Genomic DNA, 23,728 nt, shown 5'->3' with positions numbered 1-23,728 from the left:
TTTTTGTAATTTGTTTAAATTTCAGTCAATTAGCGCCCAAAGTCTTGTCTAGCCTTGCTTGCGACCTGAGATTCGGCACCATTCTTGTTGTTCAATGATCGGATCAATGTGAAGCTCATCACGATAATAAGTCGCCACATCTTCCGCTTGTGTATCTAAAACACCCGACATCGCAAGCACACCATTTGGCTTAACTAGGCCTTTGATGATGCCAGAAAGGTCGCGTAATGGACCTGCAAGAATGTTGGCAACAACAACGTCAGCCAGCAAACCTTCCGGTTGATCTTGTGGTAAGAACACTTCGAGTTGTTCAGCAACGCCATTGCGTTGTGCGTTGTCTTTTGATGCAAGCAGAGCTTGAGGATCAATATCGATCCCGATAACTTTTGCCGCGCCTAGTTTGATCGCCGCGATCGCTAGGATGCCTGAGCCACAACCGAAGTCGATTACGGTTTTTCCTGTCAGGTCTAAGCCTTCAAGCCACTCAAGACACAGTGCCGTTGTCGGGTGAGTACCGGTACCAAATGCAAGGCCTGGGTCTAGCATTACGTTGACAGCGTCAGGTTCAGGGATATCGCGCCAGCTAGGGCAGATCCATAAACGCTCACCAAACTTCATTGGGTGGAAGTTGTCCATCCATTCACGTTCCCAATCCTTGTCTTCAATTTGCTCTACTTTATGAGCAAAGTCTGCAGGGAACATGTTACTTGCTTTAATCTGCGCTAGAACGACACCAGTATCAGTCTCAGCGTCGTAAAGCGCGAGAATGTCAGTATCACCCCAAAGGCGAGTTTCGCCCGGCAGAGGCTCAAATACAGGGGTATCTTGTGCATCCAGGAAAGTTACAGAAAGAGCACCAGTCTCTTCCATTAACATGTCGCCGATTTGTTCGGCATTTTCATTGGTAGCATTAAGCTTGATTTGAATCCAAGGCATGGCTGCATCTTCTATATGAGAAAAATTGGATGGCGAGTCTAGCAGAAAATATGAGCAAATTCACCAAAACCCCACGGAATATAATGGGGATTAAAGATTGAGTTTTTCGGCGGCTCAAAAACAAAAATGCTCACCGAAGTGAGCATTTTGACTGTTCTTAAACGAACGGATTATGACAAACCAAGTTTCTTCTCAAGGTAGTGGATGTTTGCACCACCGTGTTGGAAGTTTTCGTCGTTCATAATAGACAGTTGAAGCTCAGTATTAACGTTAATACCTTCAACAATCATTTCACCCAATGCGTTCTTCATACGAGCGATAGCCACATCACGGTTCTCACCGTAAGTGATCAGCTTACCAATCATTGAATCGTAGTGTGGTGGCACTGTGTAACCAGTGTAGATGTGAGATTCCCAACGTACGCCCATGCCGCCTGGTGCGTGGAAACGTTCAATCTTACCTGGTGAAGGTAGGAAACGAACTGGATCTTCAGCATTGATACGACATTCGATTGAGTGGCCGCGCAGCTTAATATCATCCTGAGTGAATGATAGAGGCTGACCAGCTGCAATACGTAGCTGTTCTTTCACTAGGTCGATACCCGTTACCATTTCAGTAATCGTGTGCTCAACCTGAATACGAGTGTTCATTTCGATGAAGTAGAACTCACCGTTCTCGTATAGGAATTCAAATGTACCTGCACCGCGGTAACCGATCTCAATACATGCACGTGTACAGCGTTCGCCGATGTACTTACGCATCTCTTCAGTGATACCTGGAGCTGGCGCTTCTTCCACAACTTTCTGGTGACGACGCTGCATTGAACAGTCACGCTCACCTAGGTGGATAGCATTACCTTGGCCATCTGCAAGCACTTGTACTTCAATGTGACGTGGGTTTTCTAGGAATTTCTCCATGTAAACCATGTCGTTGTTGAAACATGCTTTTGCTTCAGCGCGAGTCATCGCGATAGCTTCTGTTAGTTCTGCTTCAGAACGAACAACACGCATACCACGACCGCCGCCGCCGCCAGATGCCTTGATGATTACTGGGAAGCCAATACGCTTAGCGTGCGCTTTGTTTTTCGCGTCGTCGTCATCAAGAGGACCGTCAGAACCTGGTACACAAGGTACGCCAGCTTTCTTCATTGACGTGATAGCTGACACTTTGTCACCCATCATGCGAATGGTTTCAGCTTTAGGGCCAACGAAGATAAAGCCACTGCGTTCTACCTGTTCTGCAAAGTCTGCATTTTCAGATAGGAAGCCGTAGCCAGGGTGAACTGCTACTGCACCTGTAACTTCAGCTGCGCTGATGATACGGGGGATGTTTAGGTAGCTATCGATACCACGAGCTGGACCGATACAAATGGTTTCGTCTGCAAGTAGTACGTGCTTAAGATCACGGTCAGCAGTTGAGTGAACCGCTACCGTTTTAATGCCAAGCTCTTTACATGCACGCAGAATACGTAGTGCAATCTCACCACGGTTCGCGATTACTAATTTATCTAACATAATGAGTGCTCTCTATTATTCGATAATTACTAGAGCTTGGTCGAATTCTACTGGTTGACCGTCTTCAACTAGGATAGCTGTTACAACACCAGATTTATCAGCTTCGATTTGGTTCATCATTTTCATTGCTTCAACGATACATAGAGTTTCGCCAGCAGTTACAGATTGACCAACTTTAACGAATGGTTTTGCGTCTGGGCTTGGAGCGCCGTAGAAAGTACCAACCATTGGAGAAAGAACTTGGTGGCCCGCTGGAACTGCAGGAGCCGCTGCTTCTGCTGCTACAGGTGCCGCCGCAGGAGCTGCTGCCGCTGCTACAGGAGCTGGAGCTGCTGCATATTGAACAGGTGCTACAGGTGCAGTGCTGTTACGACTGATTCGTACTGACTCTTCACCTTCAGAGATTTCTAGCTCAGAAATACCAGACTCTTCAACCAATTCGATTAGCTTTTTGATTTTGCGAATATCCATTGTTTCTTTCTCTTTATCTGTTAATTGAACTTACTCTTTGACTGAGTAGGTTAGTAATAGTCCGTTGTTTATGTTTACTTTGAGTTGAGCTTGCTGAGCGCAGCGGTCAAAGCAAATTGATAACCTTGGGCACCTAAGCCACAAATCACACCTTCTGCTTTATCAGATAGGTAAGAGTGGTGACGGAATGGTTCACGCGCGTGAACATTCGATAGATGGACCTCAATAAATGGGATTGCAACGCCAAGTAGTGCATCACGCAGTGCCACACTGGTATGTGTAAAGGCTGCTGGGTTGATAATAATAAAATCAACATTTTGATAAGCACTATGGATCGCTTCAATCAGTTCATACTCGCGATTTGACTGTAAGTGAGATAGCTCAACATCGTGTGCTTTCGCTTGCTCGGTCAGTGAGCTAATAATCTGGTCAAGTGTTTGAGAACCGTAGTGTGCAGGCTCTCTAAGGCCTAACAGGTTAAGGTTTGGGCCATTTAAAACTAGAATGCGAAACTTTGTAGACATCGTGGGGCTATCTTCCTTTATCGTGTTTACGAACGTGAATGTTGCCATTTTATTGAAAATTTGGGGTTAATTTCCAGTGAGAAAAACCCAAATTTAAAAATTAGAACCAGATTATAGCTAATTCAGCGCAAATCGCAGCAATTTACTGGTCTAATCTCCTATTGATACAGCGTGGAATTGTTACCAACTTAACAAAAAAGCGTCATAGCCTTAATTTTGTCGAGGATATTTGAGATCAAGATCAGCCATAAAAAAACCGCCACATAGGTGACGGTTGAGGTAAGGTCTGTTTTAAACAGTAATTCAGGGTGTAACGGGTTGCTTATGCCAGTTCTGCTTTCTCAGCAATCAGCTTATCAACCACGCTTGGGTCGGCTAGTGTTGAGGTATCACCTAGGTTACCTGTATCTCCGGTAGCAATCTTACGCAGGATACGACGCATGATTTTACCTGAACGAGTTTTTGGCAGAGAGTCAGTCCAGTGCAGTACATCTGGCGTTGCAATTGGTCCAATTTCTTTACGTACCCAGTCTTTCACTTCTTTATGAAGCTCTGCGGTTGGGAACTCACCATCATTCAGCGTGATGTAAGCGTAAATTGCTTGGCCTTTAATATCATGAGGGATACCGACAATCGCAGCCTCTGCAATCTTATCGAACGCTACTAGAGCAGATTCAATCTCAGCAGTACCCATACGGTGACCAGAGACGTTAAGTACGTCATCGACACGACCAGTAATCCAGTAGTAACCGTCTTCATCGCGACGAGCGCCGTCACTGGTGAAGTACATACCCTTAAATGTAGAGAAGTAAGTCTGTTCGAAGCGGTCATGATCGCCATGAACGGTACGCATTTGGCCTGGCCAAGAGTCTAGAATGACTAGGTTGCCGTCTGTTGCACCCTCAATGATATTACCCATGTTATCAACTAACGCAGGTTGCACACCGAAGAATGGACGCGTCGCTGAACCTGGTTTTAGATCGGTTGCGCCCGGTAGCGGTGCGATTAAGATGCCGCCCGTTTCTGTTTGCCACCAAGTATCGACAATTGGAGACTGTTCGTTACCAATCGTTTTGTAGTACCACTCCCAAGCTTCAGGGTTAATAGGTTCGCCTACTGAGCCCATGATTCTTAGGCTGTCACGAGATGTGCCTTCAACGGCTTCATTGCCTTTCGCCATCAATGCACGAATCGCAGTTGGTGCTGTGTAAAGAATATTCACTTGGTGCTTATCGACCACTTCACTCATACGGCTGGTGTTCGGGTAGTTTGGCACGCCTTCAAACAAAATAGTTTTTGCACCATTAGCGAGTGGCCCGTATACAAGGTATGTGTGACCGGTAATCCAGCCCACATCCGCAGTACACCAAAAAGTCTCGCCTTCTTGGTAATCGAATACGTATTTGAATGTCATCGCTGCATAAACAAGGTAACCACCTGTGGTGTGCATAACACCTTTAGGTTTACCCGTTGAGCCTGACGTATAAAGGATGAATAGTGGATCTTCTGCGTTCATCTCTTCTGGTGGGCAATCTGCCGATACGTTTGCAATAGCATCATGCCACCACACATCACGGTGTTCATGCCAAGCAACATCACCGCCAGTACGCTTGAATACTACAACCTTCTCGATGTTTTTCACTTCAGGGTTAGTCAGAGCTTCATCGACGTTTTTCTTCAGTGGAACCGCACGGCCGCCACGCACGCCTTCATCGGCAGTGATAACGACTTTAGAATTTGAATCGATAATACGACCAGACAGTGCTTCTGGAGAGAAACCACCAAATACTACCGTGTGAACCGCACCGATACGGGTACACGCCAGCATTGCTACTGCCGCTTCTGGCACCATTGGCATGTATAAACAAACCACATCACCTTTGCGTACGCCTTGCTCTTTTAGAGCATTCGAAAACAGGCACACTTCTTTGTGCAGTTCATTAAAAGTTAGAGTTTTATCATCTGCCGGGTCATCGCCTTCCCAGATGATAGCGACTTCATCACCGCGTTCAGCAAGGTGGCGGTCGATACAGTTAGCCGAAACGTTAAGCGTGCCATCTTCAAACCAGCGGATGTCGATGTGGCCAGGGTCGAAAGAGGTGTTTTTTACCTGTGTGAAAGGTTTAATCCAATCAACGATTTTTCCGTGTTCACCCCAAAAGCCTTCAGGGTCAGAAACAGATTGCTGGTACATGGCTAGGTAAGTGTCATTATCCGCGTGTGTGGTTGATTTAATATTTTCTTTTACCGGATAAACGTGGGCTTCACTCATTGCATCTCTCCTTGTGCCTACATTCCTAATGAACTGGCAACTTCCTTTGTGTTCAGTTTCTAGGTCTATTACAGAACCATCTTTGTGTTATCACTCTCGGCTAGGACGGCGATTTCCACAATTAGACTTTAGGATGAGACGCTGCTTTTCACTTACAAAATAGCGAGTTAAGTTCATTTTTGAGATGTTGCTCTCTATGTGAAGCGCCAGTGGTTGAATTAAGAATAAGAAGAGTTGAAACGAGGTAGATCACCATGTTTCAGGCGCACAAAGATCAGCGCAGCGGAGATAGCGTCTTGTAATGCATCATGTTTATTGACTGGAATCGGTAAATCGAGCTGGCGACAGATGGCATCCATACTGAGATCAAAATAGGCATTGGGCAGCTGTCTTTCGAGTTTGTCTTGATAGAGTTGGCTTACTTCGACTAATCGGTTAGGCAGTGGAAATCCAAGTTGTTTTAAACAGGCGCGGTCGAGAATTTTTTTATCATAACGGATGTGATATCCGACTAAAGGACGATTACCAATGAAGTTCAGTAGCTCAACTAAAGCCTGTTTTTCTTCGATGCCGTGCTTTAGATCTTGATGACGAATGCGGTGGATTTTTATTGAATTGCAATCGAGCGATTGCGGGGCGCGCAATCGGACTTCAAAAGGTTGGCTGGTAATGATTCGGTTACCGATGATCTTGGTCGCGGCAATAGTGACTAATTCCGCCTGATTAGGGTCTAGGCTGGTGGTTTCACAATCGAGCGATACATATTCATGATCAATAGGCGCAGTAAACAGAGGCTGGTAAAGAGAGCCTTTGAGCTTGTGATGCCAGTAATAGCGAACCAACCTATTCATCGTTCAATTGCCTAATCTCGTATCTGATAGTGGTAGCCGAGCCATTGCTTGAATTTCTTCACCACGTGCAGGCTATGACGAAGCAAATCTCTGTCTGCTCGCTCCATCAGTTTGACGTTAATTTTGTTACTGCTGTGCTGTTGAGAAAGCCTTTGGGCTAAGCGCCACTTAAAGAATTGCTTGAGTGCTTCACTGAGATTATCCGCGGTGCTTTGCTCTAATACCTTCTTGCTAACGAGCTGCTCAATGCGTTCGAAGGTGTTGTTTACGGTGACACCATGCTCAAGACAAAGTGCTCTCACACCATGCACTATAGGGAAAATACCGCCTTGTTTGATATCGAGCCCTGACTTGGATTGCTTCACATTGCCAAATAGAGTGAGGGGTACTGAGAAGTTCAGCGCTGGGCGGCAGAATTCCGTCAAAATCAACTCTTGTCCTAGCATTAAATCACTGAGGTGCTGCTTCACTGGTTTTAATAGTTCTCTGTTACCTGCAACGGCGTGTGCGTCCGCCATGATCGCGATATCCATCACTGTCTCTGGCGTTGCTTTGCTTACCCAGCTGGTGAGGGTTTGCTTCCACTCTTGTTGTGAATGAACCCATTTCGGGTTGTTGACCATCACGTTGCCCGGACATAGTGGGTAACCCAATTGCTGCAATGTATGGGTTAGGTCGTTCATGGCACTTTGGCATTGATGCCACTCCAAACCATCTTGAATAATCAGAGCGTTGTCTTGATCGGTTTTGAGAATTTGCTCTCCGCGACCTTCTGAACCCAACACAATTAGGCAGCAGTGGTTATGCAGTGCAGGAGGGATAATCAACTCAAAAGCCTTCTCTATGATCTGTTCGTTGACCGCAGAAATCAGTTCCATGATAAAGCGTGTGCGAATCCCATTACTGAGTAAGCTCTCGACCAGTTGACGCTGTTTGTTAGAGGCCATGGCCAACTCTTCAACGCTGGTGGCACGAGCAATACGCAAAGTGAGAACGTGAGAGTGTGTGGAAAATGCACTGAGGATCTGTGTCATATCCACCATGCCGACCGCATTTTTACCATCACAAACCATCAACCTTTTCACTCGACTTCTGGTCATGGTAATCATGGCGTTAAATAAGAAATCGCCTTGGTTCACGTGCATCACCGGGAAGGTTGCGATCTCACCGACAGGCGCATCCAATGGGAAATTATCGAGCATCACAGCATGCAATAAATTGGTTCGAGTGACGATTCCATACGGGAAGGAACATGATGATCTAATAGCTTTTGGATCATTATGTTCCAAATGAACTAGAGCCGAGTCAAACCCTTGCTCTTTAAGGGTTTGAGTGACTTGGTTGATTGGTTGGCTGGGTTCCAGTATCAGTGGAGGGTGATAGATCGACTCGTCCACTTTGGTCAGTATGAACTCTGCAAGATTTTGTTGCTGTTGAGCAGCTTCAATTAGCGCTTTTCGTGTCGAAAGGTTGCTATCAAAGTAAGCGGCAAACTGGCCATTGGCGTGGTACAGCTCGAGAAAGGTCTCGGTTGGCAGTAGATAACTTAGCGTATCTTCAAGTGCGATATATTGGTGTTTGGTGTGAGGCTCAAACTGACTTCGTACATCGAAGATATCGTCATTGGCATAATGTGCGTAGATCTCACCGTCACTGCTGGCGCGTTCTTCAACGGCCCCTTTGATCAAAATGTGCAGGTGTCGACTTGGCCTATCGGCTTCTAGTATCACTTCTTGAGAACGGTAATACACCACGTCTAATGAAGATCGCAGCTTCAACTGTTCGGTGTCGGACAGGCTATCGAAGGGTGGGTGCTGCATATTAAATTTGTCAGGCATAAGCATCACAAGAAGAAGTGGGAGTCTTTAATCAGTCTGACAAAATACCAGCGAAGCTCCAGACGACTTTAGTCTAAATGCGATATTCAAACTAATTGAATATAGGAATACTATCACCGTAATTATTCCCTTTTTCATCGTATGTGAGATAGGCATAATTGGTGCTGCCTTTTTCTGCACACTTTATAGGTTATTTATGTTTAGCCCTTCACCTTATGGCTGGATCTCTCAGTATTTTCTTGGTTTCTTTTTTGCGTATGGCGTGTATTTGCCATTTTGGGCGTTGTGGTTTGAAGACCAAGGCGTGTCTGCTGGTGATATTGGCGTATTGATTGGTATTGGCTTTGCGACGCGTTGTGTGGCCAACCTAGTGATTACTCCGCGCATCCATAAAGTTGAACATTTGATGCCAGCTCTGCGTTGTTTGAGTTTCGCCGCACTGCTGTTCGTCAGCTTCCACTTCTTCACCGGTGGCAGTTTTATACTGATGTTGTTGGCAACGGTGCTGTTTAACCTGTGTTGTGGGCCGATCATTCCTCTTTCTGATGCCATGGCTAATCATTATAGCCGCTTGAAAATGCTCGACTATGGCCGAACTCGCCTTTGGGGTTCAGTTGCCTTTATCGCTGGTTCAACGGTTGTCGGTTATTTGGTGGCACAATTTGGCACCGACATGATTTTGTATACTGCACTTGCGGGGGTGTTGCTGTCATTGATTCTGGCGATGAGAAACCCTAACGTGATGCCAGTAACGCAATCTGAGCAACAAGCAGTGCGACCAAAATTAGGTGAACTGTTGCGTGAGTCGTCAGTGGTGAAATTTCTAGCCTTGATGGCGCTGCTGCAAGGTAGTCATGCGGCTTACTACAGTTTTAGTGCGATTTATTGGAAAGAAGCGGGCCACTCAGAAGCTATCATCGGTTATTTGTGGAGCCTAGGTGTTGTCGCTGAGGTGGCAGTATTTGCTCTGAGTAAGCGATTATTCTCTGGCTGGTCACTACGTACTTTGTTTGTCGTCGCGGCTATTGGAGTGATGGCGCGTTGGGGTATTACCGCATCAACCACAGCGATTTTTGCTCTGGTTATGGTGCAGTTGCTGCACGGTGTGACGTTTGCGATGGCACATATTGCCGCTATTCAATACATCCAATCTGAAGAACAAAACAAGATGGTTGCGCTACAAGCTTTGTATAACGCGATTCCATTGGGTGCCTTTATCGCACTAATGACCACCTTAAGTGGTTGGGGTTATGAGCTTTGGGGTGCAAATATCTTCTGGGGTATGGCTGCAATGGGTGCACTTGCTTTGTTCATTAAGTTGGATGAAAGAAGTTCGGTGGTTGAGATTAATCAATCAGATTCATAACTGTCAGAATCTCACAGCAAATGCTGATAATTAGAGTCTAAAGCACAGAATTTAAGCGATGCGATTGAGTTAATCATCCATCCTTAGTTAAATGAAACCTCTCTCTTATGGAGAGGTTTTTTTTATGGATGAAAAAAGGGTTTTCAATGCAAGGATGGATAGTAATTCCTGTCTCTTTAGCCTACTTGGGCGTGTTATTTCTGATCGCTTGGTATGGAGACAGACAGGTTCGTTGGCTATCGCGTTGGCGCCCGTGGATCTATAGCCTTTCGATTGCGGTGTATTGTACCTCTTGGACTTTCTATGGAACGGTTGGTCAGGCGAGCAATAACCCTTGGTCTTTTTTACCCATCTATCTTGCACCTATTCTGGTCTTCACCCTTGGGTGGCGGATCTTAGCGCGGTTGATCCTGATTGCGAAGCGGGAACACATCACCTCGATTGCCGACTTTATCGCTGCTCGTTACGGAAAATCTCAGGGCTTAGCGGTAGCTGTTACGGTTATCGCTGTGGTTGGTATTCTTCCTTATATCGCGCTGCAACTGCGCGGTATTACCATGGGGCTCGATATTGTTGCTCCGAGTTTAGCTCAAGATTTTGGCTATCAGGATTATCATGTTTCTTGGTTTGTGGTTGGCGCGCTGGCCATCTTTACGATGTTGTTTGGTACCAGGCATATAGATAACACGGAACATCACCGTGGCATGATGATGGCGGTGGCATTTGAGTCCATCGTTAAGCTGGCGGCATTCCTGATTGTTGGTCTGTTTATCATGTACTTGGCGATGAGCAGCGACAAAATCGACTTGCTTGATGTGGCGGCTTCCACCTACGAGTCACCGAATATTCCGACTCTAATCATTCATACCGTTTTAACTATGTTGGCGATTGTTTGTCTGCCGCGCCAATTCCATACCATGGTGGTAGAAAACGAACGTCCTCAAGATTTGCACACTGCACGTTGGCTATTTCCGCTTTATCTGATTTTGATGGGGCTGTTTGTTCTTCCTATCGCATGGGCGGGGCAAGGGCTGCTTCCAAGCATGCCTGCAGATACGTATGTGATTAGCCTGCCGATGGCTGAAGGCGCCAATCATATTGCCTTGCTCGCGTTCCTTGGTGGTACGTCTGCTGCAAGTGGTATGGTGATCGTATCGACTATCGCATTGGCGATCATGGTTTCGAACGATTTAGTGATGCCATTGCTTCTGCGTCGCATGCGCCTAACTCAAAGAACCCATCGTCATTTTTCGGGGCTGCTACTCGTAATTCGTCGCGGGCTTATTTTATTGCTTCTGCTTGGTGCTTGGTTGTTCTATCAGGCGCTCGACACCATTCACTCCTTGTCTGCGATCGGCTTCCTTTCGTTTGCCGCGATTGCTCAATTTGCTCCGGCACTGATTGGTGGTTTGTACTGGCGTCCGGGTAACCGAAAGGGTGTGTATGTCGGCTTAATGGTCGGTTCAGTGATTTGGCTGATTACCCTGATGAGTCAAACCAGCATGTTGGCAGGCGATAGTGAAAGTAACCTTTTGCTGTGGATGATCACGCCGCCAGAACTGCTCAGTAGCTGGAATATCAGCAGTTCGAACTGGGGCATTGTGCTGAGTATTGTACTTAATACCTTGTGCTATGCCGTGGTTTCGATGTCGACCAGGCCAAGCCTAAGTGAGCGCTTACAATCAGCAGCATTTGTTGGCACGCCGCTGCCTGAAAATGAGAACATTAGCCTTTATCAAAGCCGTGTAACCGTGGCTGAATTAGAGATGTTGGCGTCGCGTTTTGTCGGTCGAAAGCGCGCGAAAAGTGCCTTACACAGCTATTGGCAACAACACGGGCAGCCGTTACTTCCTAATCAACAAGCACCTGCGAGTTTGATTCGACACGCTGAGCGTGTACTCGCCGGTGTATTCGGTGCCTCTTCTGCTAAGTTAGTACTTACTTCTGCTTTACAGGGCAGGAACATGCAGCTTGAAGAAGTAGCGACCATCGTTGATGAAGCCTCTGAATTGTACGATTTCAGCCGTGGTTTATTGCAAGGCGCGATTGAACATATTGGCCAAGGCATTGCAGTAATAGACAAACAGATGAGGCTGGTGGCGTGGAATCAACGTTACTTAGAACTGTTTGAATTCCCTGCGGGTTTGATTCAGGTTGGGCGACCCATTTCAGATGTGATTCGCCACAATGCCGAGCAAGGTTTGTGTGGCCCGGGTGACCCAGAAGATCATGTTCGCCGCCGTGTTTATCACCTTGAACAAGGCACTCGACACACCTCTTCTCGTATTCGTCCTGATGGCCGAGTGATTGAGGTGCAGGGTAACCCGATGCCAAGTGGTGGTTTCGTCATGAGCTTTACCGACATCACGGTATTCCGACAAGCAGAGCAAGCGCTAAAAGATGCCAATGAAAGCTTGGAATCAAGAGTGCATGAGCGAACTCAAGAGCTCGAGAAACTGAATCATCGCTTGGTAAAAGCAACTCAGATTTCGGATCAAGAGTCCCAATCAAAGAGTCGTTTTCTAGCCGCGGTAAGCCACGATTTAATGCAGCCGCTCAATGCAGCGCGCTTGTTTGCTTCGTCACTTTCTGAGGTGGCGAAAGAGCAAGAGGTGAAGCAGCTGTCATCTCACATCGAGAGTGCGCTTGGGGCTGCTGAAGATCTGATTGGTGACTTACTGGATATCTCTCGACTGGAATCAGGGAAGCTAGAAACCAACATTCATGCGATTGCTGTACACGATGTGCTAACCAACTTAAATGCGGAATTTAGTGCCTTAGCGAGACAACAAAAAATTGAGTTCAAGATGATCCCATCGTCATTGTTCATTCACTCTGACCCTAAGTTATTGAGACGTGTGATTCAGAACTTTTTGACCAACGCCTTTCGCTATAATCCGGAAGGGAAAGTGGTACTGGGTGCGAGAAGAGTGAATGGACAAGTACGAATCGATGTGTGGGATAACGGAACCGGTATCGATGAAGACAAGCAACAAGAGATCTTCGAAGAGTTTACTCGTGGCAGCCAAGTGCGATCCGATCAAGGATTGGGATTAGGGCTGGCTATCTCGAAAGGTATTGCTCATGTGCTTGGCCATCAAATTTCGATGCGATCATGGCCGGGTCAAGGCAGTGTCTTTTCCATCACCTTGGCTCGAGCGGAAAAAGTGGCTCCAGTTGTGCAAGCTTCGACGCCAATGGCGACCAGCGACATCGAACATCTCAAAATACTATGTGTCGACAATGAACGAGAGATCTTAGTCGGTATGGAAAACCTGATTGGTCGTTGGGGCTGTGAGGTTAAGACGGCGGTTGATCTGGTCGAAAGTTTGCAGTGCCTGGATGAAGGTTGGCAACCTGATGTGATCTTCTCTGATTACCGTTTAGATAATGGCAGGACGGGGCTCGAAGTATTGCAGCAGTGTCGTTTGCGCCTTGGAGATTCTTTTGAAGGTGTCATCATCAGTGCAGATAGAACCGATGACATGTTGGCAGCGATAAAGGCCAACAGCTTTAGCTTTATTGCCAAGCCAGTGAAACCGTTAAAACTCAGAGCGGTATTGAATCGCGTGAGTTAGTTTAATTAACCCTTAGATATTAAAAAGGCCTCAGCTGAGGCCTTTTTCGATCTGTTCGCTCGGTTATGGATGACCGATTTACTTTAACCCGCAATGCCACCTTGTGTCAGTGTGGTTGGATCAAGCAGTTTACTGAGCTCTTCTCGGCTGAGATCGGTTTCTCTTTCTGCAACCTCAAGGATTGGCAAACCCTCTTTGTAGGCTTTCTTAGCAATATCCGCAGCTTTCAAGTAACCAATCACAGGGTTGAGTGCCGTGACCAGAATTGGATTCTTTGAAAGTGCTAAATCAAGATTGTCTTGGCGCACAGTAAAGGTCGCAACGGCTTTATCAGCCAATGCGATGGAGCTGTTAGCTAAAAGCTCGATACTTTCTAATACGTTATGAGCAATGACTGGCAGCATCACATTCAGTTGGAAGTTGCCTGATTGGCCTGCCACAGTAATCGTCGTGTCGTTACCAATCACTTGTGCTGCTGCCATCGCTGCGGCTTCTGGAATCACAGGGTTCACTTTGCCCGGCATGATAGAAGAACCCGGCTGTAGCGCCTGCAATTCGATCTCACCTAAACCTGCTAGCGGGCCTGAGTTCATCCAGCGAAGATCGTTTGAGATCTTCATGATCGCAACTGCTGCAGTTTTGAGCTGCCCTGAAAAGGCAACGATCGCATCTTGGCTGCTGAGGTTGAAAAAGAAGTTCTCACTCGAGTTAAAACTGATCTTTGTCGATTGAGATAGGTGACTTGCAAACTTATCGGCAAAGCGTGGGTCGGCATTGATCCCGGTTCCTACCGCTGTTCCACCTTGAGCGAGCGCCTTGATAGCGGGCAGGGTGCTTTCAATGGCTTGCTTGGCGTGTTCAATCTGGAACTTCCAGCCACCAAGCTCTTGAGCAAAGGTAATTGGCATCGCATCCATTAGATGAGTACGACCGGTTTTCACTACCTCAGCAAGCTCTTGCTGTTTAACGGTAAGTGCTTCAGAAAGGTGAGTTAATGCAGGCAGTAGTTTGTTTTCAGCCATAAGAGCGACACTGACTTGAATTGCAGTTGGTACCACATCGTTGCTGCTTTGACCCATATTGACGTGATCATTCGGGTTTACGTCGCCTTGTAAGCTTCTTGAAGCGAGCGTGGCAATCACTTCATTAGCATTCATGTTGGAGCTAGTACCAGAGCCAGTTTGATAAACATCGATCGGGAATTGATCGAGGTATTTACCATCGATGATCTCTTGGCTCGCTTCGGCAATCGCGTTGGCGATATCACCTTCCAATAAACCCAACTGAGCGTTGGTGTCTGCGGCGGCCTGTTTAATGAATGCCAATGCTTGAATGAAGCTGGTTGGCATCTTGTGTGAACTAAAAGCAAAGTTATCTGCAGCACGTTGAGTTTGTGCTTGGTATAGCGCATCAGCAGGGACTTTCACTTCCCCCATGCTGTCTTTCTCAATTCGATATTGTAGGGTCATGTTCTATCCTTGTTAGCCAAGTGGGGCTTGGACTTGTTGTAGTGTTTGGCTGAGATTCAAAAAACGCGCTTGGCCTTGAGGCTGCTGGCAGTAGTGGCGTTTCAAATAAAATAGTGGTGAGTGAATAGAGTCTAGGCAGATATGACGAAAGGCGAAACTGCGCTCAGGAGACTCAATCGCTTCAATCAGATGGAAGAAAACTTGGCGCAGGTACAGCTCGCACAACAAGATGTTTTCTTGGGCGGCGTGCTTTTCATAGTAAGCGGAAAGCGTCAGTGCGCACTCGATGTAGTCTCGAATCACAAATGGCTCATGGCCTTGGACTTGTTCTAATGAAGCAAAGCGATCTTGTGCTTTGTAAAACCTCGAATAGAGACCCTGCTGTTCTTTCATCATCACTTGCATCTCTCTATTGGATCTTAATGATAATTATTATCAAATGAGATTTTAAAAACAACCTTTTGTTTGTCTTTTTATAAAATAAAACGGGAAAAGAAAAAGCCGATACATAACGTATCGGCTTTCTGAGATTCAGTACCTAATCCCTACAATGTAAGTACTGATTCATTTTTTGCTAAACATCTTTGTTTCGTGGTCATGCTTAGTGGTCGTGAGCTTCACCAGCACCTTTCGGGTAACGGATGTTTTCAACCATGTCTTGTACATCTTGTGGTACTTCAGCAGTTACTTTGTTTACAGCAATCGATACTACGAAGTTTAGACACATACCTAGCGTACCGATGCCTTCTGGGCTGATACCAAACCACCAGTTTTCAGGTGTGCTTGCTGCTGGGTTAATGAACTTGAAGTAGATGATGTAGCTTGCTGTGAAGGCAATACCTGACAACATACCTGCAATTGCGCCTTCCTTGTTCATCTTCTTGTAGAAGATACCTAGGATAATCGCTGGGAAGAAGGATGCTGCGGCTAAGCCGAAGGCAAACGCTACTACCTGTGCTACGAAGCCTGGTGGGTTAATACCCAAGTAACCTGCACCTACAATCGCGACCATAGCTGCCAAACGAGCGGCTAACAGCTCCTGCTTGTCGGTCATGTTTGGTCTGAAGCCTTTCTTCAACAAGTCATGTGAAATCGACGTAGAGATTACCAGTAGTAGACCTGCGGCAGTTGATAGTGCGGCTGCTAGGCCACCGGCTGCAAGCAGTGCTACAACCCAGTTTGGTAGTTTCGCTAGCTCTGGAGAAGCCAGTACGATGATGTCACGGTTAATCTTCATCTCGTTGCGCTCATCGCCCGAGTAGAACATTTTGCCATCGCCGTTCTTATCTTCCCAACCAACTAGGCCAGTGCTTTCCCAGTTTTTGTACCAGCTTGGTGCGTCTGCTGCTGCGACACCTTGCATGTCAGGGCCGTTGATTGTTTCGATCATGTTTACACGAGCGAATGCTGCAACACCTGGTGCTGTTGTGTATAGCAATGAGATGAACAGTAGAGCCCAACCCGCTGAGATACGAGCATCACGTACTTTGGGTACAGTGAAGAAACGAATGATTACGTGTGGAAGACCCGCAGTACCTACCATTAGAGCCGCACAGATGAAGAATACATCCACCATGCTCTTGTTACCTTCGGTATAGGCGGTAAATCCGAGTTCTTCGGTGAGACCATCCAGTTTATCAAGTAAGTAAACATCTGTGCCTGATAGCGTAGAGCCCATACCAACTTGTGGAAGTGGGTTACCTGTCATCATTATTGACGTAAAGATTGCTGGAACAAGGAAGGCGAAAATGAGGACACAGAATTGAGCTACCTGCGTATAAGTGATGCCTTTCATGCCACCAAGCACTGCGTAGAAGAACACAATACCCATACCAATGATGATACCTAGGTTAATGTCGACTTCTAGGAAACGAGAGAATACAACGCCTACACCACGCATCTGACCTGCAACGTACGTAAATGATACGAAGATTGCACAGAATACCGCTACCATACGGGCTGTTTTCGAGTAGTAACGCTCACCGATGAAATCAGGAACCGTAAACTGACCGAACTTACGTAGGTAAGGTGCTAAACATAGCGCAAGTAGTACGTAACCGCCTGTCCAACCCATTAGGTAAACCGCACCGTCGTAACCAACGAATGAGATGATACCTGCCATTGAGATGAATGATGCTGCCGACATCCAGTCAGCGGCGGTCGCCATGCCGTTTGCTACTGGGTGTACACCACCGCCAGCAACGTAGAACTCACTCGTAGACCCTGCACGAGCCCAGATTGCGATGCCGATATATACCGCGAAAGTAATACCGACGAGAATAAACGTCCAAGTTTGAATATCCATGTTCTAGCCTCTAGTCTTCCTGTACGTTGTATTTTTTGTCGAGCGCATTCATGCGAACAACGTAAATAAATATCAGCGCCACGAAGGTGTATATCGAACCTTGCTGAGCGAACCAAAATCCTAGCTTGAACCCGCCAAACTGAACGGTATTGAGGGCATCCACAAATAAGATGCCAGCGCCGTAAGACACTGCAAACCAGACCGCGAGCAGTGTTCCCATAATTCCCAAGTTTTCCTTCCAGTAGGCTTGAGCATGTTCCGTAGATTCGAACGCCATTGCCTTCTCCTTTATTTCGTTTCCGTAGAAACTGTTTCTGTAGAAAATTATCGTGTTAACGTAATGTTACGATTTAGAATGTAGCAAGGATAAGTAAAGGGATCTGTGCAACTTTAGTCGGCACGCGATTAGCGCTAATCCACTGAAATATGGGAGTTGGAAGACATAACCATAGAAAAATGTGATGTTACAATGTTGTTAAATTAGCCTAAGGTCTAACAAAAACGCATGAATTAGGGTGCGAGTCATAAAATTTAACAACTAAATGACCGAGAAACGGTATTTAGTCCTGCATATGACACGAAGCGAAACATAAGTTTGTTATAGTATCAGCGGCACTTTTACCGACCGCGCCTTGCTTAACGGCAGAAGATCAACATGCTTAAAGCTCGGGTTTTATTCTTTGGGGGGACGAATTGGACGCAATAACTATTAACCATTTATTTTTAACTGGTGCGGTGCTCATCGCCATCAGTGTGCTTTTTTCGCAAGTCTCCTCTCGCTTGGGCGTTCCTATTCTTTTGATCTTCCTTTTCGTTGGCATGTTAGCTGGTGAAGATGGGCCCGGTGGCATCAATTTCGATGACTACTCCCTAACTTATTTGGTGAGTAATCTTGCGCTTGCCGTGATCCTGCTTGATGGCGGTATGCGGACCAAGGTTGCAAGCTTCAAGGTCGCTTTCTGGCCGTCACTGTCACTAGCCACAATAGGCGTGGCCTGTACTGCGACCTTAACTGGACTTATGGCTTCTTGGCTGTTCGACCTGTCACTGATGCAGGGCATTTTGGTGGGTGCGATTGTCGGCTCCACCGATGCGGCAGCGGTATTCTCTTTGTTGAAAGGGCAAAGCCTCAATGAGCGTGTTGGCTCAACCTTAGAGATCGAATCGGGTACCAACGACCCAATGGCAGTCTTCCTTACAGTGACCTTAATTGCGCTACTTGGCACCCCAGATGCCGAGATAGGAATGAACTTCCTACTGAAAAGTTTCGTGATGCAGTTTGGTGTCGGCACGCTTATCGGCCTTGGTGGCGGTTGGGTTCTGTGGAGTCTAATCAATCGAGTGCAGCTGGCTGATGGCCTGTATTCGATTCTGGTGCTCAGTGGCGGTGTAGCTCTGTTTGCCTTCTCTAACATGCTTGGCGGCAGCGGTATCTTATCGATTTACTTAGTGGGCTTGTTCATTGGTAATCGTCCGACACGCTCTCGACACTCGATTCTTAATGTCCTTGATGGCATGACGTGGTTAAGCCAAATCGTGATGTTCTTGGTATTGGGTTTACTGGTGACGCCATCGACGCTGATGGACATTGCTCTGCCTGCGTTAGCACTGGCCTTCGGTATGATTTTGTTTGCTCGTCCGCTGTCGGTTTGGTTGGGTTTGCTGCCGTTCAGAAGCTTTACCACCAAGGAGCGTTGGTTTGTTTCTTGGGTCGGTTTACGTGGTGCGGTGCCGATCATTCTGGCCGTGTTCCCGATGATGGCTGGCCTGCCTAATGCTCAGCTTTACTTCAATATCGCTTTCTTCGTGGTTATGGTGTCGCTGATTGTTCAAGGTGGCAGCTTAATGAAAGTCGCGAGATTGGCTCAAGTGACGCTACCTCCAACGCCGACACCGATTTCTCGTACAGGCATTGAAATCTACCCTGCCAGTGAGTGGGAGATGTTTGTCTACAAGCTGAAAGAAGAGAAATGGTGTGTGGGCGAACCATTGAAGCGCTTGTCTATGCCTGAAGGAACGCGCATTACTGCACTGTTTAGAAAGGATGCCTTGCTTCACCCATCGGGCAGTACCGTGCTAGAGGCGAACGATATTCTCTGTGTGCTTGGCCAAGATAAAGACCTAGATAGCCTAAGTGAGCTATTCAGTGAGGCACCTTTAGCCGAAGAAGCGGCAAGATTCTTTGGTGATTTCTTCCTTGAGGTTGGGTTATCGATTGCTGCCGTGAGTGACTGCTATGGCATTGAACTTGGCTCGGAAGAAGAGCGCGACATGACGCTAAAACAATTGGCTGAGCGCGAACTTGGCGCGCACCCAGTATTGGGCGATAGCTTCGAGTGGCATGACATCACTTGGGTAGTCGCAGAGATAGATGATCATAAAGTCGTCAGGTTGGGTTTATGTTTACCTAAGACGACTTTAGAAGAGGATATGAGCGAAGCCTAATTGTGGACTTCTTGTAGCAAGATAACCGCTTGAGTACGATTTTTTACATCCAGTTTACGGAAGATGGCCGTCATATGTGCCTTGATGGTCGCTTCCGAAACATTCAATTCATAGGCGATTTGCTTGTTCAGCAAGCCGTCAGAAAGCATCCCTAATACCTTGTACTGCTGAGGCGTCAGTGTGGAAATCTTTTCTGCAAGGTCGCTACAGGCAGCATTGTTGGTAATCAGTCCTTCAGGGAAGAACGGGTCGCCATTCAGCACTTGATTCAGTGCACTCACCAATTCACGCATATCACTCGACTTAGGAATGAAGCCAAACGCACCGTGGCTCTTCACTTGAGTCACTACGCTGGCATCTTCACTGGCAGAAATCACCACAATCGGTAGATCTGGGTATTCAGCGCGCAGTTGAATTAAGCCTGACATGCCATTGGCACCCGGCATTTTCAGGTCGAGCAGCAGCAGGTCGGGTTCATATTCTTTCTTAAGCAGAGTCAGTAAGGCGTCGAGAGAATCAGCCTCAAGCAGGTTCGCACCGCTGATCGCCATATGAACTGACTGAAACAGGGCGTTGCGGAAGAGAGGGTGGTCATCAGCAATGATGATGGTATAGGTCGAGTCCATGACGTTCATACTTTTAACAATTTAGTTAATATTTATTATCATCCTGATTGAGTATGTGGACAATATCTATGCATTAAAAGTCTGAACCATATCGACTTTTATCCCTGTTCTTGGAAAGCGTTTCCTATAATCACAAAAAAGCCGCACTGCCATCTCGTTATGAGGAGCAGTGCGGCTTGCGTTAGAGCTTGTATTTAGACGAATGTCGTCGTTATAGCTGGTGGTCTTGCATGTGTTTTAAGAATACATCGGCAGGCATAAAACCAGTGACACGAGCATTTGGAACATGGTTACCCTCGCCATCCCAGAACTCAATCGTTGGTAAGCCGAGAACCTGTAATTGTTTAAGCAGTTCAATATCCTGAGGCATGTTTCTTGTTACGTCAGCCTGAAGCAGAACGAAGTCAGAAAGTTTGTTCTCAACATCAGCTTGATGGAAGGTGTACTTCTCGAACTCTTTACACGCCACACACCAATCTGCGTAGAAATCGAGCATCACTGGTTTACCCAGCTTTTTCGCTTCGATGAGCTGGATTTCTAGCTCTTCAACGGTATTGATGCGTGCAAATTGGATATGCTGTTGTTCTACCGTTACGCTCTTCTCCGCAAACCAATAGTTCAATGCAGGCTGTGCGGAAGCAAACAAGCCAAGCATTGCGATGATACCGACCGCACTTTGCTTCCAGCCGCCGAATGGCAGTGCATTCTTGCTGTGGTACAGCCAACCGAAGGCGATGAAGCCAAGGCCAGACCAAAGTACGGTTGCCCATAACTCAGGGATAATACGCTCTAGCAGGAAGATTGGTGCTGCCAGCAAGATAAAGCCGAATACGATTTTTACCTTGTCCATCCAGCTGCCCGCTTTCGGTAGTAGCTTATTACCAAATACCGCAACTAAGATCAGCGGGATACCCATACCCATCGCCAATGCGTATAGAGCGATCGCGCCAGTAAACAGGTCACCACTTTGAGCCACATACAACAGCGCACCCGATAGTGGCGCTGTGGTACAAGGCGAACACACCAAGCCAGAGATAGCACCCATCGCGAACACGCCCAAGGTATTGCCACCTTGTTGCTTGTTACTTTGGTTGTTGAGCCAAGTTTGAATGCTGCTTGGCAGTTGCAGGTTATAAACGCCAAACATCGACATGGCTAACGCCACGAATAGAACGCTCAACGCAATCAATACGTAAGGGTGTTGCATCGCCGCTTGGAACTGCATACCTGCAGAGGCAACCACTAAACCTAACAGGGTGTAGGTTAGCGCCATACCTTGCACATAGATGAACGACAACATCAGCGCACGACCTTGGCTGAGCTTGCCGCCACCTAAAACGATACCCGTTAGAATTGGGTACATCGGCAGAACACACGGTGTAAAGGCTAAGCCAACACCAAGTGCTAAGAATAATAATGGCGTCCACCAACTGTCACCGAGCTTATCGGCTAGGCTCGCTTCTTTTGAAACGGGTGCACTTGATTGTGGAGTGGTGTTAGTTGCAACGTCTGCTTTTAGAGAAGCTTGTTGCGTTGAAACATCGGTTTCATTGTTTGCAGCCGATGACTCTTGCGATACCGCATTAGCTTGAGAGTCGCCCGAACCAGAACCAAAATCTGTAGCCGCAAATGGTTCAATGTCGATGATTCGAGTTTCGGGTGGATAGCAGAAACCCGCATCCGCACAGCCTTGATATTTAACGATCAGCTGTGAGCCATCTTGGTAACTCTGTAGGGGAACTTGAACGAATAACGGCTGGGTATAAATGCTCACCTCACCAAAGAATTCATCTTGGTGTGGCTTACCATCTTCTAATTCAACGTTACCGATCGCGAGATTTTGCCCAGTGAAAGAGAGGCTATGTTGGTAGAGGTAGTAGCCTTCTTTTACTTGCCAGTCGAGAAGCACCTTGCCGTCTTGCTGGTAGTAATTGAAAGGGAAAGCTTGGTCTACAGGGACAAAACCGTTGTTATTGCCTCCGAAGCTTGGCTCGGCGTTGTCATTTCCAAAAAGCGCCCACGCAGGCTGGGTGAACAGGGAAACACAAACAAAAAGTAATGTGGCAAGTCGTCGCATACTATTTAGTCATCAAATTGGAGTTGAAGGTATCTTAACTCAATCAGACCGTAATAGTTTGTGATTAGTTTCATCGACCAGCAAATATCCGCTAGGGCGGGTGAGCCACTTTGCTAGGCAGTCGAGAGAGGGTTAGCTGCGCAACTGCAGTGAACAGCCCTTGCCAGTAAGACATTTAGGCAACACCTAAGCGTGCTCTTACTACTTGTTCGCAAGCATCAATGTTCATCGTATCTTTTGGAATAATGAGCACAGTGTCATTGCCGCCAACAGTACCGATAATCTCTGTATGTGGGTCGATATCGACTAACCTTGCGACCAACTGCGCACAACCAGGGTTTGTTTTGACGATCACCATCGCTTGGTTGTGAGTAATTAATTCGATTTGCGATGAGATGGAGGCATCGACACGCACAGGCGCGCTTTCAACTGTAATGCAGTAAACCTTTTTACCACAGGCATTCTGAATTTTGACAACGCCAAGCTGTGACAAAATGCGAGAGACAGTCGATTGGCTAATGCCTGTATAACCGATCTCGACCAGTTTCTCGCGCAGTTGATTTTGGGTCGAGAAGCTTTGTTGTTGTAGTAAGCGTTTGCACGCCGCAGTCAGTGTTTTATCTTCAGCTGAATACAAGCAACCGTGCTCAGTGATTTCGTTCATGAACAACTCCTTAAGGTCAACGTGTGGATATCGCTTGTCCATAGCGCAGAACGCACTCCCAAAGCCGTAGAGTACGATTATTAATTAGGCTTACCGATGAATCCCGAAGTAGAGAAGGAAGGGTATGCGAGATGTATGATCATCTATGCATTGAGTCTACCACTAAAGGATAGTTATCTTTTTGAAGGCGATCACCAAATAATATTCTGGTTTATTGCTTTTATTTTGGGGTTTTATTCTTTGGCTAATGGATATTTATTCCGGCTTGGGAATAAATATCCATGTTACTTTCGTGGTTTTTGTTGCGAAGGTAATACCGCTAAGGGTTAGCGAATTTCACTCATGATCTCGCGAGAGAATACTTTTTCACAATAGTGACATTTTAACTGTACGTTTTCGTGTTTTAGCTGCACTTTAAAGCTACTTTCGACAGGTTCACCGTGTGAAATACAGTTGCTATTTGGGCAGGCGAACACACTGTTGATTTGTTCTGGCAGCACAAGGGTTAGCTTGTTGACCACTTTGTACTCTTCAATCTGATTCACTGTCGCTTGTGGAGCGTACAGAGCTAATTGGTTGGCTTGTTCCTTGGTCAGAAAGATGCTCTCAATTTTGATTAGGTCTTTGTTGCCGAGCGCTGATGATGGCAGGTTTAAGCCCATCGTGATGCGTTGTTCTGTTTTATGCAGCTTGAACAGTTTGAGAATTTTAATCCCAAGATGAGCAGGGATGTGGTCAATCACGCTGCCATTACGGATCGCTTCTACTTGTAGCTGAGTTTGTTTAACCATG

At 46.6% G+C, this 23,728-nt stretch carries 18 protein-coding genes; 3 read left to right on the top strand and 15 right to left on the bottom strand.

The window, feature by feature from the left end:
• Nucleotides 1–48: 48 nt before the first annotated feature.
• The 7 genes from prmA to BCU34_RS12950 form a co-directional block, all read right to left on the bottom strand.
• A complete protein-coding gene (gene prmA, locus BCU34_RS12980; RefSeq protein ID WP_009844690.1) occupies nucleotides 49–936 on the bottom strand; it encodes a 50S ribosomal protein L11 methyltransferase in 888 nt (295 codons plus the stop codon).
• A gap of 170 nt (nucleotides 937–1,106) precedes the next feature.
• The gene (gene accC, locus BCU34_RS12975) at nucleotides 1,107–2,450 is read right to left on the bottom strand and encodes an acetyl-CoA carboxylase biotin carboxylase subunit (RefSeq protein WP_076655833.1); all 1,344 of its coding nucleotides are present in this window, start codon (nucleotides 2,448–2,450) and stop codon (nucleotides 1,107–1,109) included.
• Nucleotides 2,451–2,465: 15 nt separating this feature from the next.
• A complete protein-coding gene (gene accB, locus BCU34_RS12970) occupies nucleotides 2,466–2,921 on the bottom strand; it encodes an acetyl-CoA carboxylase biotin carboxyl carrier protein (RefSeq protein ID WP_048659206.1) in 456 nt (151 codons plus the stop codon).
• Nucleotides 2,922–2,995: 74 nt separating this feature from the next.
• Nucleotides 2,996–3,445: a type II 3-dehydroquinate dehydratase gene (gene aroQ / locus BCU34_RS12965; protein WP_010435475.1), complete on the bottom strand. Its 450-nt coding sequence runs from the start codon at nucleotides 3,443–3,445 to the stop codon at nucleotides 2,996–2,998.
• 322 nt (nucleotides 3,446–3,767) lie between these two features.
• A complete protein-coding gene (gene acs, locus BCU34_RS12960; RefSeq protein ID WP_009844693.1) occupies nucleotides 3,768–5,717 on the bottom strand; it encodes an acetate--CoA ligase in 1,950 nt (649 codons plus the stop codon).
• Nucleotides 5,718–5,935: 218 nt separating this feature from the next.
• Entirely contained in the window at nucleotides 5,936–6,568 is a 633-nt protein-coding gene (locus BCU34_RS12955) for a 3'-5' exonuclease (protein WP_048663023.1), read from the bottom strand.
• 11 nt (nucleotides 6,569–6,579) lie between these two features.
• Nucleotides 6,580–8,412: a DUF294 nucleotidyltransferase-like domain-containing protein gene (locus BCU34_RS12950; RefSeq protein ID WP_102478459.1), complete on the bottom strand. Its 1,833-nt coding sequence runs from the start codon at nucleotides 8,410–8,412 to the stop codon at nucleotides 6,580–6,582.
• A gap of 190 nt (nucleotides 8,413–8,602) precedes the next feature.
• Between BCU34_RS12950 and BCU34_RS12945 the strand changes: the two genes are divergently transcribed.
• The gene (locus tag BCU34_RS12945; RefSeq protein WP_102478458.1) at nucleotides 8,603–9,772 is read left to right on the top strand and encodes a 3-phenylpropionate MFS transporter; all 1,170 of its coding nucleotides are present in this window, start codon (nucleotides 8,603–8,605) and stop codon (nucleotides 9,770–9,772) included.
• A gap of 146 nt (nucleotides 9,773–9,918) precedes the next feature.
• Nucleotides 9,919–13,350 (top strand): PAS domain-containing hybrid sensor histidine kinase/response regulator, encoded by a 3,432-nt coding sequence (locus tag BCU34_RS12940; protein ID WP_102478460.1) that lies wholly within the window; start codon nucleotides 9,919–9,921, stop codon nucleotides 13,348–13,350.
• 83 nt (nucleotides 13,351–13,433) lie between these two features.
• Here the strand turns inward: BCU34_RS12940 and BCU34_RS12935 are convergent, their stop codons facing one another.
• From BCU34_RS12935 to BCU34_RS12920, 4 genes are all read right to left on the bottom strand, one after another.
• Complete coding sequence (locus BCU34_RS12935; protein WP_048663021.1) at nucleotides 13,434–14,819, bottom strand: class II fumarate hydratase; 1,386 nt, start codon at nucleotides 14,817–14,819, stop codon at nucleotides 13,434–13,436.
• Nucleotides 14,820–14,831: 12 nt separating this feature from the next.
• Entirely contained in the window at nucleotides 14,832–15,215 is a 384-nt protein-coding gene (locus BCU34_RS12930; protein WP_026084247.1) for a hypothetical protein, read from the bottom strand.
• A gap of 205 nt (nucleotides 15,216–15,420) precedes the next feature.
• Nucleotides 15,421–17,124 (bottom strand): sodium:solute symporter family protein, encoded by a 1,704-nt coding sequence (locus BCU34_RS12925; protein ID WP_017062715.1) that lies wholly within the window; start codon nucleotides 17,122–17,124, stop codon nucleotides 15,421–15,423.
• Nucleotides 17,125–17,134: 10 nt separating this feature from the next.
• The gene (locus BCU34_RS12920; protein WP_010435433.1) at nucleotides 17,135–17,401 is read right to left on the bottom strand and encodes a DUF4212 domain-containing protein; all 267 of its coding nucleotides are present in this window, start codon (nucleotides 17,399–17,401) and stop codon (nucleotides 17,135–17,137) included.
• A 416-nt stretch (nucleotides 17,402–17,817) separates the two neighbouring features.
• On the opposite strand from BCU34_RS12920, the gene BCU34_RS12915 reads away from it, so the two are divergent.
• Nucleotides 17,818–19,569, top strand: coding sequence for a potassium/proton antiporter (locus BCU34_RS12915; protein WP_102478457.1), 1,752 nt, complete (start codon nucleotides 17,818–17,820; stop codon nucleotides 19,567–19,569).
• On the opposite strand, the gene BCU34_RS12910 is transcribed toward BCU34_RS12915, so the two are convergent.
• The 4 genes from BCU34_RS12910 to pyrI all read right to left on the bottom strand — a co-directional run bounded on the left by BCU34_RS12910 (nucleotide 19,566) and on the right by pyrI (nucleotide 23,727).
• Complete coding sequence (locus tag BCU34_RS12910; protein ID WP_102478456.1) at nucleotides 19,566–20,195, bottom strand: response regulator; 630 nt, start codon at nucleotides 20,193–20,195, stop codon at nucleotides 19,566–19,568. The two genes, BCU34_RS12915 and BCU34_RS12910, sit on opposite strands and share 4 nt — an antisense overlap.
• A gap of 211 nt (nucleotides 20,196–20,406) precedes the next feature.
• Complete coding sequence (locus BCU34_RS12905; protein WP_102433240.1) at nucleotides 20,407–22,272, bottom strand: protein-disulfide reductase DsbD; 1,866 nt, start codon at nucleotides 22,270–22,272, stop codon at nucleotides 20,407–20,409.
• Nucleotides 22,273–22,447: 175 nt separating this feature from the next.
• Nucleotides 22,448–22,936 (bottom strand): arginine repressor, encoded by a 489-nt coding sequence (locus BCU34_RS12900; RefSeq protein ID WP_048659199.1) that lies wholly within the window; start codon nucleotides 22,934–22,936, stop codon nucleotides 22,448–22,450.
• Nucleotides 22,937–23,262: 326 nt separating this feature from the next.
• Nucleotides 23,263–23,727, bottom strand: coding sequence for an aspartate carbamoyltransferase regulatory subunit (gene pyrI, locus BCU34_RS12895; RefSeq protein WP_102478454.1), 465 nt, complete (start codon nucleotides 23,725–23,727; stop codon nucleotides 23,263–23,265).
• Nucleotide 23,728 lies beyond the last annotated feature (1 nt).

This window comes from Vibrio sp. 10N.286.45.E10, from assembly GCF_002874195.2.
GTDB classification, from domain to species: domain Bacteria; phylum Pseudomonadota; class Gammaproteobacteria; order Enterobacterales; family Vibrionaceae; genus Vibrio; species Vibrio crassostreae.
This window is presented reverse-complemented; position numbering and strand designations above follow the sequence as displayed.